The 13645-nt window shown below is 71.5% G+C and carries 13 protein-coding genes; 8 read left to right on the plus strand and 5 right to left on the minus strand.

Annotated features, from left to right (window positions below):
- Nucleotides 1-102: 102 nt before the first annotated feature.
- From ACZ4WH_RS18675 to ACZ4WH_RS18685, 3 genes are read right to left on the minus strand one after another with little or no spacing between them, the layout of a single operon-like run.
- Complete coding sequence (locus ACZ4WH_RS18675) at nt 103-909, minus strand: amino acid ABC transporter ATP-binding protein (protein WP_468181683.1); 807 nt, start codon at nt 907-909, stop codon at nt 103-105.
- Entirely contained in the window at nt 906-1841 is a 936-nt protein-coding gene (locus tag ACZ4WH_RS18680) for an amino acid ABC transporter permease (protein ID WP_468181685.1), read from the minus strand. The genes ACZ4WH_RS18675 and ACZ4WH_RS18680 overlap by 4 nt, the downstream gene beginning before the upstream one ends.
- Nucleotides 1842-1878: 37 nt before the next feature.
- Complete coding sequence (locus ACZ4WH_RS18685) at nt 1879-2838, minus strand: ABC transporter substrate-binding protein (protein WP_468181687.1); 960 nt, start codon at nt 2836-2838, stop codon at nt 1879-1881.
- A gap of 566 nt (nt 2839-3404) precedes the next feature.
- Here ACZ4WH_RS18685 and ACZ4WH_RS18690 point away from each other — a divergent pair.
- The 4 genes from ACZ4WH_RS18690 to ACZ4WH_RS18705 all read left to right on the plus strand — a co-directional run bounded on the left by ACZ4WH_RS18690 (nt 3405) and on the right by ACZ4WH_RS18705 (nt 6743).
- A complete protein-coding gene (locus tag ACZ4WH_RS18690) occupies nt 3405-4628 on the plus strand; it encodes an NAD(P)-dependent malic enzyme (protein ID WP_468181689.1) in 1224 nt (407 codons plus the stop codon).
- Nucleotides 4629-4865: 237 nt separating this feature from the next.
- Nucleotides 4866-5831 (plus strand): zinc-binding dehydrogenase, encoded by a 966-nt coding sequence (locus ACZ4WH_RS18695; protein ID WP_468181691.1) that lies wholly within the window; start codon nt 4866-4868, stop codon nt 5829-5831.
- 118 nt (nt 5832-5949) lie between these two features.
- The gene (locus ACZ4WH_RS18700; RefSeq protein WP_030339104.1) at nt 5950-6159 is read left to right on the plus strand and encodes a helix-turn-helix domain-containing protein; all 210 of its coding nucleotides are present in this window, start codon (nt 5950-5952) and stop codon (nt 6157-6159) included.
- Nucleotides 6159-6743, plus strand: coding sequence for a Clp protease N-terminal domain-containing protein (locus tag ACZ4WH_RS18705; RefSeq protein WP_468181693.1), 585 nt, complete (start codon nt 6159-6161; stop codon nt 6741-6743). The genes ACZ4WH_RS18700 and ACZ4WH_RS18705 overlap by 1 nt, the downstream gene beginning before the upstream one ends.
- 324 nt (nt 6744-7067) lie before the next feature.
- On the opposite strand, the gene ACZ4WH_RS18710 is transcribed toward ACZ4WH_RS18705, so the two are convergent.
- Nucleotides 7068-8102: a PadR family transcriptional regulator gene (locus tag ACZ4WH_RS18710; RefSeq protein ID WP_468181695.1), complete on the minus strand. Its 1035-nt coding sequence runs from the start codon at nt 8100-8102 to the stop codon at nt 7068-7070.
- Nucleotide 8103: 1 nt separating this feature from the next.
- Nucleotides 8104-9057 (minus strand): DUF4097 family beta strand repeat-containing protein, encoded by a 954-nt coding sequence (locus ACZ4WH_RS18715; protein ID WP_468181697.1) that lies wholly within the window; start codon nt 9055-9057, stop codon nt 8104-8106.
- Nucleotides 9058-9253: 196 nt separating this feature from the next.
- Here ACZ4WH_RS18715 and ACZ4WH_RS18720 point away from each other — a divergent pair, with 196 nt between their 5' ends.
- The 4 genes from ACZ4WH_RS18720 (at nt 9254) to ACZ4WH_RS18735 (ending at nt 13645) form a co-directional block, all read left to right on the plus strand.
- A complete protein-coding gene (locus ACZ4WH_RS18720; protein ID WP_014674941.1) occupies nt 9254-9433 on the plus strand; it encodes a DUF6104 family protein in 180 nt (59 codons plus the stop codon).
- Between the two features lie 100 nt (nt 9434-9533).
- Nucleotides 9534-9944: a CU044_2847 family protein gene (locus ACZ4WH_RS18725; RefSeq protein ID WP_468181699.1), complete on the plus strand. Its 411-nt coding sequence runs from the start codon at nt 9534-9536 to the stop codon at nt 9942-9944.
- 14 nt (nt 9945-9958) lie between these two features.
- Nucleotides 9959-12445 (plus strand): VMAP-C domain-containing protein, encoded by a 2487-nt coding sequence (locus ACZ4WH_RS18730; RefSeq protein ID WP_468181850.1) that lies wholly within the window; start codon nt 9959-9961, stop codon nt 12443-12445.
- Nucleotides 12446-12631: 186 nt separating this feature from the next.
- On the plus strand, nt 12632-13645 hold the full coding sequence (locus ACZ4WH_RS18735; RefSeq protein ID WP_468181852.1) for an AAA family ATPase: 1014 nt from the start codon (nt 12632-12634) through the stop codon (nt 13643-13645).

The following is a 13645-nucleotide window of genomic DNA, read 5'->3' on the forward strand; positions in this document are numbered from 1 at the left end:
GGAGTAAGCCCGGACGAGGTTCCGCCCCCCCCCCCCCCCCCCCCCCCCCACACCCCCCCCCCCCCCCCCCCCCCCCCCCCCCCCAGGGCCCCTTGTCGCCGCCTACAGGACCTTAGACAGGAACGACTGCGTCCGCTCGTGCTGCGGGTTCGTCAGCACGTCCCGCGGGTGGCCGGATTCCACCACCACACCGTCGTCCATGAACACCAGGCTGTCGCCGACCTCGCGGGCGAAGCCCATCTCGTGGGTCACGACGACCATGGTCATGCCGGACTCGGCGAGGTCGCGCATGACGTCCAGGACGTCACCGACCAGCTCCGGGTCCAGGGCCGAGGTCGGCTCGTCGAACAGCATCAGCTTCGGGTCCATCGCCAGCGCCCGGGCGATCGCCACGCGCTGCTGCTGGCCGCCGGAGAGCTGCGAGGGGTAGTGCCCGGCCCGGTCGGCCAGGCCCACGCGCTCCAGCAGTTGCATGGCGCGTTCCTTGGCCTGCGCCCGGTTCGCGCCCTTGACCTGCACCGGCGCCTCCATGACGTTCTCCACGGCCGTCATGTGCGGGAACAGGTTGAAGCGCTGGAAGACCATGCCGATGTCGCGGCGCTTCATCGCGACCTCGCGGTCGCGCAGCTCGTACAGCTTGTCGCCCTGCTGGCGGTAGCCGACCAGCTCGCCGTCGACGTACAGCCGCCCGGAGTTGATCTTCTCCAGGTGGTTGATGCACCGCAGGAAGGTCGACTTGCCGGAGCCGGAGGGGCCGATGAGGCAGAACACCTCTCCCGGCTTCACCTCCAGGTCGATGCCCTTCAGCACCTCGACATGGCCGAAGGACTTGTGGACGCCCTGCGCCTTGACCATCGGGACGGTGCCCTGCGGTCGGGTGTCCTGCGTCTTGCTCAGCTTGTCGGTCATGCCGTGCCTCCCTTGGGCCGGCCCAGGGACAGCATGTTCGTCTTCACTTTCTGCCACGGCGTCGGCGGCAGCTGACGGCTGGAGCCGCGGGCGTAGTACCGCTCGATGTAGTACTGACCGACGCTCAGCACCGAGGTCATGATCAGGTACCAGGCCGCGGCGAGGAAGTACATTTCCACCGGGGCGCCGGAGTTCTGGCCGATGTCCTGGGCGTAACGGAAGAGCTCGGGATACTGGACGGCCGCCACGAGCGAGGTCGTCTTCAGCATGTTGATCACTTCGTTGCCCGTCGGCGGCACGATCACGCGCATCGCCTGCGGGATGACCACCCGGCGCAGCGTCTTGCCGTGGCTCATGCCGAGCGCGTGGGCCGCCTCGGTCTGGCCCTCGTCCACCGCCAGCAGGCCGGCCCGGCAGATCTCGGCCATGTACGCCGCCTCGTTCAGACCCAGGCCGAGCAACGCCGTCAGCAGCGGCGTCATGAAGTTCGACCAGTAGTCCTTGTAGAACGGCATCAGGTTGATGTACTCGAAGACCAGGCCCAGGTTGAACCAGAGGAACAGCTGGACCAGGACCGGGGTGCCGCGGAAGAACCAGATGTAGAACCAGGCGATGGACGAGGTCACCGGGTTCTTCGACAGCCGCATCACCGCGAGGACGATGCCGCCGACGATGCCGATCAGCATCGACAGCACCGTCAGCAGGAGGGTCTTGCCGACACCGGTCAGAATCCGGTCGTCGAAGAAGTAGTCCGGTACCGCGTGCCAGTTGATCCTGCCCTGGCCGAACGCGTAGATGATCGCGACGAGGAGCGCGATCGCGATGACGGCGGAGACATAGCGTCCGTAGTGCCGGACCGGAATGGCCTTGACGGCCTCCGCGCCGGCCGGGGGCGTGTCCACCGGCCCCGCCGTCTTGTCGATGTCAGTCACGGGAATTGCCTCTCAGCGGCCGCTCGGCTTTCGCGGGTCACTTGCCGCCGTTGATCACGGACTCCTTGACGGCGCCGTCCTGGGCGCCCCACTTCTCGAGGATCTTCTGGTACTCGCCGTTCTTGATGATCGCGTTCATCGCGGCCTGGAGGGCGTCGCGCAGCTGGGTCTCCTGCTTGGAGACCGCGATGCCGTACGGGGCCGCCTCGACCTGGTCGCCGACGATCTCGAAGTCCTTGCCGCCGCCGGAGGTCTTCACCGCGTACGCCGCCACCGGGAAGTCGGCGGACACGGCGTCCGCGCCGCCCGAGCGCAGCCGGGTCTGGGCCTGCTGGTTGTCGTCGAAGGCCTCGATGGCGAGCTTCTTGCCGCTCGGACACTTCTTGGCCTGCTGCTTGGCCAGGTCCTCCGAGGTGGTGCCGCGCTGGACGGCGAGCTTCTTGCCGCACAGGTCGTCCCAGGACGTGATGCCCTTGGTGTCGCCCTTGCGGGTGTAGATCGAGACACCGGCGGTCAGGTAGTCGACGAAGTCGACGCCCTCACCGACCTTCTTGCCGGTGTCCGGGTCGACGCCCTCCTGACGGTTCTTGTTGTCCGTCATGGCCGACATGGCGATGTCGTAGCGGTCCGAGCGCAGACCGGTCAGCAGGGCGTCGAAGGTGCCGTTCTGGAAGTCGAACGTCACCCCGAGCTGCTTGCCGAGGGCCGCCGCCAGGTCGGGGTCCAGGCCGACGACCTTGCCGGCGGAGTCCTTGTACTCGACCGGGGCGTACGCGATGTCCGAACCGACCCTGATCTTGCCCTTGCTCCGGATCTCCTTCGGAAGCTTGTCGGCGAGCGGGGCGCTGCTGGTGGACGCGCTGCCGGAGTTCTCGTTCTTGTCCTTGGTCTGGTCACCGCAACCGGTGATCAACAGGGCCCCTGCGACCGCGATCGCACCGGCCGCGGCCAGACGGGAGCGCGCTGCGGTCGTACGACGGGTGGAGCTTGCGGTCATCGTGGTTCCTCCGGCGGATGGGAAGAGTTGCCGATGGGTCGACGGAAACACACACCTTCGGGTGTCGCGACCTCGTGGGTTTACGGCATCTTGCCATTCGGACTACGCCATTCAGGGGCGTCGCTATGTCAAAATCGGATAACGGGTGACCCCCGAACCGCATCAGGTCGGTACATCCTTGGTCCATCACCACCGAACCATCTGCGGGAATCCAGCGCTCCGGCCGGAAAATCTTCGGTGCGTCTCAGGATGCGGTCACTCCTCCGCCCGCCCCATCGGTCGGCCTTGGGCGTTTTCGCGCCCTTGCGGTCCGTCGGTCGCGCGTCATCCGCGTGTCGTCTTCCGGTTTCGCGATGTGACCTTGCACCTAATGGACTCGTCGCGGGCGCCGTCCGTCCGGTAAGAAGGTTCTTTACACCCCTCATCCGGGGCTCAGGGCGCGTGTGCGGCGCGCCCGTCGCGTATGAGCTCGTACGTATCCGCAATCGAGCCGTACGCGGTGCCCGCCCACCCCTCACCAGGAGTGGTCGACCCTCAAACCATGCATACCTAAGGGGTAAAACAAAGTGGCAGCGGAGATCGTCAATCCTCGCAGCGACGGCACAACGGACCAGGACGGCGGGGCGGAGCCCCTCGATTCCTTCGATCCGGCGTTCGCGCTGCACCGCGGCGGCAAAATGGCCGTGCAGGCCACCGTGCCGGTCCGCGACAAGGACGACCTTTCCCTCGCGTACACGCCCGGCGTCGCTCGCGTGTGCACCGCGATCGCTCAGCAGCCGGAGCTGGTCAACGACTACACATGGAAGTCCAACGTGGTCGCCGTCGTCACCGACGGTACGGCCGTGCTCGGACTCGGGGACATCGGTCCCCAGGCCTCCCTCCCCGTGATGGAGGGCAAGGCGATCCTGTTCAAGCAGTTCGGCGGCGTCGACGCGGTGCCGATCGCGCTCGACTGCACCGACGTGGACGAGATCGTCGAGACCGTCGTCCGGCTCGCTCCCTCCTTCGGCGGAGTGAACCTGGAGGACATCTCGGCGCCCCGGTGCTTCGAGATCGAGCGCCGGCTCCAGGAGCGCCTGGACATCCCGGTCTTCCACGACGACCAGCACGGTACGGCCGTCGTGACGCTCGCGGCGCTGCGGAACGCGGCGCGGCTCAGCGGGCGTGAGATCGGCCAGCTGCGGGCCGTCATCTCCGGCGCCGGCGCGGCCGGTGTCGCCATCGCCAAGATGCTGGTCGAGGCCGGCATCGGGGACGTGGCGGTGGCGGACCGCAAGGGCGTCGTGTCGGCCGACCGGCAGGACCTGACCCCGGTCAAGCGCGAGCTGGCCGGCTTCACGAACAAGGCCGGCCTCACCGGCTCGCTGGAGGACGCCCTCGCGGGCGCCGACGTCTTCATCGGCGTCTCCGGCGGTACGGTCGCGGAGGACGCCGTCGCCTCCATGGCCAAGGGCGCCTTCGTCTTCGCGATGGCCAACCCGAACCCCGAGGTGCACCCGGAGGTCGCGCACAAGTACGCCGCCGTCGTCGCCACCGGGCGCTCGGACTTCCCGAACCAGATCAACAACGTGCTCGCCTTCCCCGGGATCTTCGCGGGCGCGCTCCAGGTGCGGGCCACGCGGATCACGGAGGGGATGAAGATCGCCGCCGCCGAGGCGCTGGCCGCGGTGGTCGGTGACGATCTCGCCGCCGACTACGTGATTCCGTCTCCGTTCGACGAGCGGGTCGCTCCCGCTGTCACCGCGGCGGTCGCGGCTGCCGCTCGCGCCGAGGGCGTCGCGCGTCGCTGACGTCGGGTGGAAGAGGGCGTCGCGCGTCGCCGACGTCGTGTGGAAAGGGTCCCGTCCGTTCGGGCGGGGCCGTTTTCCTTTCCCACCGGCCCGAACCTGGTGGTGTGAAAGGGTGTGAAAGGTGCCCCTGCGGGCGCTTGTGTCGGGCTGCGCCGCAAGGGTGTCCTTCTGCAAGAGGGCAAGTGTCACAGGGCCGTGTGGTTCCGTCGGCTGATCAGTCCACCTATCGTCGGCAGCATGTTCGCTGTCTACGCCGCCCGAATCGACCGCGACCAGCCGCTCACCGGCCTTGAGTTGGGGGAGCGTCCGGCTCCCGAGGCCCGTCCCGGCTGGAGCACCATCACCGTGCGGGCCGCTTCCCTCAATCACCACGACCTCTGGTCCCTGCGGGGCGTCGGCCTCCCGGAGGACCGGCTGCCGATGATCCTCGGCTGCGACGCCGCCGGTGTCGACGCGGACGGCAACGAGGTCGTCCTGCACTCCGTCATCGGCCAGACCGGCCACGGCGTGGGCCCCGACGAGCCGCGCTCCATCCTCACCGAGCGGTACCAGGGCACCTTCGCCGAACAGGTCGCCGTGCCGACCTGGAACATCCTGCCCAAGCCCAAGGAGCTGTCCTTCGCCGAGGCCGCCTGTCTGCCGACCGCCTGGCTGACGGCGTACCGGATGCTGTTCACGAACGCCGGGGTACGACCCGGTGACTCGGTCCTCGTCCAGGGCGCGGGCGGCGGTGTCGCCACGGCCGCGATCATCCTCGGCAAGGCCGCCGGGCTGCGTGTCTTCGCCACCAGCCGGGACGAGGCCAAGCGGAAGCGGGCCCTGGAGCTGGGCGCGGTGGAGGCCGTGGAGCCCGGAGCGCGGCTGCCGCAACGGGTGGACGCCGTCATCGAGACCGTGGGCGCCGCCACCTGGTCCCACTCGGTGAAGTCCCTGCGGCCCGGCGGGACGCTGGTCATCTCCGGTGCCACCAGTGGGGACCGGCCCTCGCACGCCGAGCTGACCCGGATCTTCTTCCTCGAACTGAAGGTGGTCGGCTCCACCATGGGCACCAAGGACGAGCTGGAGGACCTGCTCGCCTTCTGTGCCGCGACCGGGGTACGGCCCGTCATCGACGAGGAGCTGCCGCTGGACAGGGCCCGGGAGGGCTTCGAACGGCTTGCTTCCGGGGAGCAGTTCGGGAAGATCGTGCTTACCAACTCCTGAGGTTGGGTCGCGAGGCTGAGAGGTCGCTGGGCGGGTCCGGGGTGTCGGGCCCGCCTTTTGCGTGGCCTGGCTGTCAACTGGGGTTGACGTCTGGGGAGTGTCAACCTAGATTGACATCATGAGTGAGGCAACCGATCTCGCCGAGCGCGCCGGTGACCGTGATCCGCGGGTCGGACTGCGGGCCGTGGCCGCGCTGCGCCGGCTGCTGGAGCAGCTGGAGGCGGTACAGGTGCGCAGTGCGCGCAATCAGGGCTGGTCGTGGCAGGAGATCGCCGCGGAGCTGGGTGTCAGCAGGCAGGCCGTGCACAAGAAGTACGGGAGGCGTTGATGTTCGAGCGGTTCACCAAGGACGCCCGTGCGGTGGTCGAGGGAGCGTTGGTGTACGCGGGGGAGGGCGGGGCGCGGTCCGTGGATGCCGAGCATCTGCTGCTCGCGCTTCTCGACCGGGAGGGCAGCCGGGCCTCCTTCGCGCTGGCCGCCCTCGGGCTCGCGGAGCCGCGGGAGCGGGAGCCGGTACGGCGGGCCGTGGAGGAGGCCCGGCGGCGGGCGGGGCTGACCCGGGCCGACGCGGACGCGCTGGCCGGGTTCGGGATCGATGTGTCGGAGATCGTGGCGCGGGTGGAGGAAGTGCACGGCGTCGGAGCGATGTCCGGCGACCGGGGGCGGGGTGGGGGCTGGTCGGGGTGGTCGCCGGCCAGGCGGCGGCCCAGCTTCGGTCGGGGGGCTAAGGGGGTGTTGGAGCGGGCGTTGCGGGTTGCGCTGGCTCGGCGTGAGCGGTGGATCGGGGATGAGCATCTGCTGTTGGCGCTCACCGTGTTGCCGGGGGTGGCGGGGGAGGTGTTGGCGGATCACGGGGTGACGTTCGAGGGGGTGTCGAGGGTCTGCCCGCCGGCTCGGTCGGCTGGGGGGTGAGGGCTGGCTTCGCCTTGACCTCTGTTTGCCCACCCGCCCACCCGACTCGGTCGGCTGGAAGGCGGGCCCCCGGGGCTCCGCCCCGGACCCCGAATGCCTGCCCACCCACCCACCCGACTCGGTCGACTGGAGGGTGGGCGTCCGGAGGGGGCCTCGGGGTTCGGGATGCCCGGTCGCTCCGCTTGGGTCCGGTGGGTGGGGGCATCGGCCCGGCTCGGGCGGGTGGAGGGTTGGGGCCCGTCCTGCTCGGGCGAGCGGTGGTTGGGGCCCGTCCTGCTCGGGCGAGCGGTGGTTGGGGGCCGTCCTGCTCGGGTGGCTTGGACGTCAGGTTTTGGGGGTGTGGAGTAGCGCCGCGATGTGGGCCGCTGCTGTGGAGAGGTGGTGGCGGGCCTCGCGGAGTTGCGTGGGGGTGACGCCGTGGTCGCGGGCCGCGTCGCGGATGTCGTCTCGGAAGCGGTCCAGGAGGCGGTCCAGGTCGCGGGACGGGTCGCCGGTGGTGTCGTCGTGGGCCCAGGAGGGTTCGTACTCGGCGGGGAAGTCCTCCGGGGGAGAGGCGTAGTGCGGTTCCTCGGCGGGGCGGCCGAAGCCCCGGTCCCTGCCGAAGTCCTTCCCGAAGTCCTTTCCGAACTCGCCGAACTCCTTGGCCAGTTCCGTCAGGCCCTCGCGGACGCCGGTCGGCCAGTCGCCGCGTGTGAAGTGGTCCTGGACGCGGTCCTGGACGCGGCGGGCGATGCGCTGCAACTCCTCCTGCGCCTGGGCCCGTGCCCGCGCCTGCGCCTCCTGGGCCTGGTGGCGGGCCCGCTGGGCCTCCTCGCGGGCCCGGCGGCTCTCGTCCTTGGCGCGCCGGGCCTGCTCCTTCCACTCCTGCTTGACCCGGCGCATCTCCTCCTTGGCGGTCTTCCAGGCCTCCTTGTCGCCCATCTCGCCGTACTCCCCGAAGGAGTACTCGGCCCCGGACGCCTTCGTGCCGCGGCGGGCCTCGGAGGCGGCGGCGCGCACCTCGCGGCGCAGGTCGCCGGCCGCACCGCGTACGTCGGCCCTTATCTCGGCGGCCAGTTCCGCGACCGACTCGCGGATCTCCAGCTCCAGGTCGGCCAGCTCGCCGCTGCGGTCGGCCAGTTCGGCGCGGCCCGCGTCCGTGATGGCGTACACCTTGCGGCCGCCCTCGGTGGTGTGCCGGACCAGGCCCTCCGCCTCCAGCTTGGCCAGGCGGGGGTAGACCGTGCCCGCCGAGGGGGCGTAGAGCCCCTGGAAGCGTTCCTCGAGAAGCCTGATCACCTCGTAGCCGTGACGCGGGGCCTCGTCGAGCAGCTTGAGCAGGTACAGGCGGAGGCGGCCGTGGGCGAAGACGGGAGGCATGTCAGAGCACCTTCTTGTCGGTCGTGCCGTCGGCCGGGTCGCCGGTGGTGTCCCCGGTGGCGTCCTGGCCGGAGACGGAATTGTCTCCCGGGGTGGCGGGGGAGTGGCCGGCCGGGTGGGGCTCGGTGTCCCAGGGGGTGCTCTCGTCGTCGTGGGGTGGGCGGCGCAGCAGGGCGATCGAGCCGGAGACCGTGGTGGCGCGCAGCTTGCCGGTGCCGGCGCCGAGGCGGCCGGTGATCTTGTGGGCGCCCCACTGGCCGTACACCCGCAGGCCGTCGAAGGCGTTGGAGATCCTGCCGCTCGCGGTGTTCGCCTCCACCTCGGCGTCGGCCGGGTGCGGCAGGCGGATGGCGATCTCGCCCGAGACGCTGGTGAGGCCGATGTCCGTGGGGCCGTCCGGGTCCAGGTCGACGATCATGGAGCCGCTGACGGTGTCGGCGCGCACGGAGGAGCCGGAACCCTCGACCACGGTGAGGTCGCCCGAGACCGAGTGGTACCGCAGGTCGCCGGTGACCGCCTGGGCCTCCAGGCTCCCCGAGACGGTTTCCGCGCGGACCGGGCCCGAGACGCCGACCAGGGTGGTGTCGCCGGTCACTCCCTTGATCACCGCGGGGCCGCGGATGCCGGAGACGACCGCGGCGGCGCCGACCACGCCGACCTCCACGCGGGTGTCGGCGGGGACCGCGAGGGAGACGACGGCGCTGCGGCGCCAGCCCTTCCGGTCGAGCCACTTCAGGAAGCCCTTCCAGGGCAGGTCCTCATAGGCCACGGTGAGGGTGGTGCCGTTCTGGGTGACGACCAGGGGTGGGCCTTCCAGTTCCGAGACCTCCAGACGGGCGGCGCCCTCGTCCGTGCCCACCACGTTCACCGTGCCGTTGACGATGCGGACCTGGAGGTCGCGCACGGGGGTGTCGAAGGTCAGCTTCTGGGGTTCGGTGACGGACCACTCGGACATGGGGCCTCCTCGGCCGGGCGGGGCACGTGTCGCGACACGCCATATCGCGTCTCTGAGATTCACGATATATCGTGGCTGCGGGAAGTCAAGGCGCTCTTTCGGGGGACGCCGGCGCTCGGCCCGGCCACGGCCCGGCGGCGGCATAGGCTGGTGGGAGTTGTTGTCAGGCTGACGTATCTGCTGGAGATGGGCACCGATGTACTTCACCGACCGCGGTATCGAGGAGTTGGAGAAGCGGCGTGGCGAGGAAGAGGTCACCTTCGAGTGGCTCGCGGAACAGTTGCGCACGTTCGTGGACCTGAACCCGGACTTCGAGGTGCCCGTGGAGCGGCTGGCCACCTGGCTCGCGCGGCTCGACGACGAGGAGGACGAGTAGGGGCGATCATCGGCCGTATCCCGCGCCGGCACCCCTCTTCCCCTCCCCCTCTCCCTCCCCGGGAGTTAGCCTTCTCCTCCCATCGGCGAACGGGGGCGTCATGGCTGGAGGAATCGAACGCGTACGCCTGGACGACGGAACCGTCGTCTGGGCCAGGATCAGCGCCGCCGCCGAGGAGGCGCTGGACGAGGGCGGCTACTGGGACACCGGACTCGGCGACCGGGTCATCGACATGGCGGGGGGACTGGCCGGCACGGTCGGTGGTGTCGTGCGCTCCCTGCGCGCCGGTCTGGACACACCGTCCCCCGTCGAGGTCTCCGTCAGCTTCGGTATCGAACTGACGGCGCAGTCCGGCAAGATCGTGAGCGCCATCGCCGAGGGCGGCGGCACCTCCTCCCTCACCGTGTCCCTGACCTGGACCGAACCGGCCACGCCGGCGGACGGCGCGGACCCGGCGGCGCCGGGCGGCGGGGTCGTACCGTCACAGCCCCCGGCCCCCGGCGCCGCATGAGCGCCTTCGACGAGATGGTGCGCCCCTCCCTCGCGCGCATCGGCGCACCGGGTGACGGGTATGCAACGGACCGTGACTCGTACTGGGGGTCGGGGTTCTTCATAGCCCCGGGTTGGCTGTTGACCTGCGCCCACGTCGTGGGAAAGGGGGGAGCCGCGGTGTGCCGAGGGGAGAGCGCCCTGAGCGTGACCTGGCAGGAGCGCACCGCCGTCGGCGCCTGGGAACCGCGCGGCGGCACCGGGACGGCCGTCGTCGTCGCGCCCCGGCCCGAGGCCGGGCGACCGGCGCGCGACCCCTGGCCGTTCCCCGACCTCGCGCTCGTCCGGGTGACCGGCGCCGACGAGGTGCGCTGCCTCTGGCTCGGCGACCGGGAAGCCGGCCCGCGCACCCCGCTCGGGCTGTACGGCTGGTCGGTGCAGACCGGCGAACTGGGCATCCGGCACGGCAGCGGCGAACTCGCCGGCTCCGACGCCCGCGCCCTGCTGCTCACCGGCATCCTGCCCATCGGCGGACTCTCCGGCGGGCCGGTGCTCGACCTGCGGCACGGCTCGGTCATCGGCGTGATCAAAGGGCGCCGGCGGGAGGAGGGTGTCGCCGTCCCGGTCACCGCGCTGTACGAACTGCTGGACTCGCGGGAGGCCGGGCGCGCGGTGCGCGAGGTGCTGCGCGCGCACGACCTGCACCACGCGAGCCTCCTCGGCGCCTCCTCGCCGTACCCGCACTGGACCGCCGTCCAGGCCGCCCTGCCCGGTCACGCGCCCTCCGTCTCCGGGATCACCACCGACCTGCGCACACGGCTCTACGGCCATCTCGCGCACCTGCCGCCGCCGGCCGGAGCGGGCGAGGTCGTCCACCTCGTGGAGGACGTGAAGGAGCAGGTGCGCGGCGAACGGCTGCCGTCACTGGTGCTGCGGAACGCGCGCACCTGGCGTGAGGGCGCCGCGCTGCTGCACGGGCTGCGCATGCTGGATCCGGGCGGCGGCGGTGGCACACCGGTCGATCTGGACGCCGTACTGCTGTACGCGGCCCGGGTGGCCCGCAGGACCGCGCGCGAGCACGCCGGGGAGGTGGACGCGGGGCGGCTGCGGGCGTTCACGGAGTGGATAGCCGGGCAGGCCGCCGGCCACCGGCACTGGGCGGTCGGCGAGGCCATCCGCGCGCTGCTGGAGGGCACCGAGGGGACGGGGCGGGCCGACGGTTCGACCACCGCCGTGCCCGGTGGCTCGTCCGATGGCATGTCCGGTGGCCCGTCCGGCGGAGTGCCCGTGTCGAACAGGGCGGTCGTGACTCCCGCGCAGGCCGTCCCGGCCCAGAGCGGAGCGGTCGACGTCCCGACGCCGGTCGGTGCCGTCGACGCGCCGTTCACCGCCGACGTGCTGTCCACGCCGTCCACCGTGGATGCGCCGTCCACGGTCGACGCGCTGTCCACGCCGTCCACCGTCGACGCGCCGTCCACCGTCGAGTGCCTCGGTACGCCGTCACCCGCCGAGCCCGGCACGGCCCCACTCCCCGCCGGGTCCGCGCACACGCCCGAGGGCAGCCTTGCGACACAGCCGGAGGCCGCCGCCCCCTCCCTGCTCACCTCTTCCTCGGACACGCGTACCGACGTCCTCGTCAAGGTCGGTCCGGCCGCCTACGGCCGGCATCCCTGGAGTGTGCAGCTGATCTACGGCGGGCAGGACGTCACGCCGGTCGACGGGGACGACCGGGGCGTACGGGCCGAGGAGTTGGCGCGGGTACTGCGGGAGCCCCTGGCCAGGGCGCTGAACCAGGGGGACCACGGAGAGCATCTCGCCGCGATCGAGGTCTTCCTGCCCCGCAAGCTGTTCGATCTTCCGGTGGACGACTGGCAGTTGCTGCCCGACCCCTGCGCCGCCACAGCCGGCGAGGACGACGAGGACGACGAGGACGACGACCTCCTGGACGAGCGGGCCCTGCCGCTCGGGATGCGGCGGACCGTCGTCATACGGGACGTCCGGCGCAACGGCCTGCCGCCCTCCCCGGAGTGGCGCCGGCGCTGGAAGGGCGTCCTGCGCGGCCCGCTGGCGCACGGGACGCTGCACGGGCGGCCCGCCGCCGAGGGGCACCCGCCGGGGGCCGGGGCCGGGGGCAAGTACCCGTACTACGGCGCCCTGTCGGCGATGAGCGACGCGTCCGTGCCCGTGTACTGCGGCCCCGTCGGCAGCGGCGAGGGCTATGCGGCGATGCGGGACGCGCTGCGCTCCGGGCACTCGGTGGTGCTGTGGCGCCGCGATCTGCATGATCATGACGAGTGCGGGGACTTCCATCGGCAGGCCGCCGCCCTGCTGGGGCTGGCCGGGCACGCGGACGGGCTGCACGGCCCGGTCCGCGATCTGCGCATCCGCCTGGCCGACCCGGACACCGCCCGGGCGCACGGCCTGCGCGGCAAGATCGCCGTACTGTTCGACCCGCCGCCGGACCGGCCGCCGTACGGGACGGAGAGCATGCGGCCGCCGCCGCTGGCCGCGCCCGGCGGCTGACCCGCGTGGCGGTCGGCCGCTCCCGGCGGACACTCCGTCAACTCCGTTGAGCCGTACGGGTGTTACGGGGAGAGGCAGGGGGTGCCGGACGCCGCGAACCTCGGCGGGCACGGCCGGCGGGCGGTAGCCTCGTACGTCGGACGGCCGGGCCCGCTGCATGATCACCAGAGCCGGGAGGAGCCCAAGGTGAACGACTGGCGGATCTACCGCGGAGTGGGTCAGCCGCACGACGGCATGCGACGGTTGCCGGCGCCGCCGCCCTGGCGCGACTTCGCCGCCTCCCGGGACGGCGCCGACAGCGGCCCGGAGGACCCCAGCACCGCCCGCCGGCTCGGTGTGCGCCGCCGTCTGGTCGAGAACTACGCGCCCCGGCCGGCCGAGGTCGACGCGGTCAACGCGGCCCTCTATCTGCGCCGGCCCCTGCTGGTGACCGGCAACCCGGGGACCGGCAAGTCGACCCTGGCGTACGCGATCGCCCATGAACTCGGCCTGGGCAAGGTGCTGCGCTGGCCCATCGTCAGCCGTACCACCGTCCAGGACGGCCTGTACCGGTACGACGCCATAGCCCGGCTCCAGGACGTCCAGCTGGAGCGCGCCCGCGGGGACGACCGCGGTCCCGCCGCCTCCGGGATCGGCTCCTACATCCGCCTCGGGCCCCTCGGCACCGCCCTCCTGCCCGCCGAGCAGCCCCGCGTCCTGCTCATCGACGAGCTGGACAAGAGCGACCTCGATCTGCCCAACGACCTGCTGAACACCCTGGAGGAGGGCGAGTTCTCGGTCCCCGAGCTGGAACGGCTGGCCGACCGGGAGCCCGTCGTCGAGGTGCTCACGCACGACGGCGACCGGGTCGCCGTGCGCGGCGGGCGCATCGCGTGCACCGCTTTCCCGGTGATCGTGCTGACCTCCAACGGCGAACGCGACTTCCCCGCCCCGCTGCTGCGCCGCTGCGTCCAGCTGGAGCTGGACCCGCCCGGCGAGGAGCAGCTCACCGCCATGGTCGAGGCACACCTCGGCACGGACGGCGTCGCCGCCGGCAGCGACTTCATCCGCCGCTTCCTGGAGCGGGAGCCGGGAGAGGTGCTCGCCGCGGACCAGCTCCTCAACGCCCTGTTCCTCACCCAGCACGATCCGCACGCGCAGGGCCTCACCCGGGAGCGGATCGCCGAGATGCTGATGCAACCGCTCGACCGTACGAGGTGA

The sequence above is a fragment of the Streptomyces sp. NPDC029138 genome, assembly GCF_055564375.1.

Bases quoted from the DNA above. Each gene is read 5' to 3' on its own strand.
- ACZ4WH_RS18710 (WP_468181695.1), bottom strand. From the start codon at position 8,102: ATGCCTCCCGTCTTCGCCCACGGCCGCCTCCGCCTGTACCTGCTCAAG.
- ACZ4WH_RS18720 (WP_014674941.1), top strand. From the start codon at position 9,254: ATGTACTTCACCGACCGCGGTATCGAGGAGTTGGAGAAGCGGCGTGGC.
- ACZ4WH_RS18730 (WP_468181850.1), top strand. From the start codon at position 9,959: ATGGTGCGCCCCTCCCTCGCGCGCATCGGCGCACCGGGTGACGGGTAT.
- ACZ4WH_RS18685 (WP_468181687.1), bottom strand. From the start codon at position 2,838: ATGACCGCAAGCTCCACCCGTCGTACGACCGCAGCGCGCTCCCGTCTG.
- ACZ4WH_RS18695 (WP_468181691.1), top strand. From the start codon at position 4,866: ATGTTCGCTGTCTACGCCGCCCGAATCGACCGCGACCAGCCGCTCACC.
- ACZ4WH_RS18700 (WP_030339104.1), top strand. From the start codon at position 5,950: ATGAGTGAGGCAACCGATCTCGCCGAGCGCGCCGGTGACCGTGATCCG.
- ACZ4WH_RS18675 (WP_468181683.1), bottom strand. From the start codon at position 909: ATGACCGACAAGCTGAGCAAGACGCAGGACACCCGACCGCAGGGCACC.
- ACZ4WH_RS18705 (WP_468181693.1), top strand. From the start codon at position 6,159: ATGTTCGAGCGGTTCACCAAGGACGCCCGTGCGGTGGTCGAGGGAGCG.
- ACZ4WH_RS18725 (WP_468181699.1), top strand. From the start codon at position 9,534: ATGGCTGGAGGAATCGAACGCGTACGCCTGGACGACGGAACCGTCGTC.
- ACZ4WH_RS18715 (WP_468181697.1), bottom strand. From the start codon at position 9,057: ATGTCCGAGTGGTCCGTCACCGAACCCCAGAAGCTGACCTTCGACACC.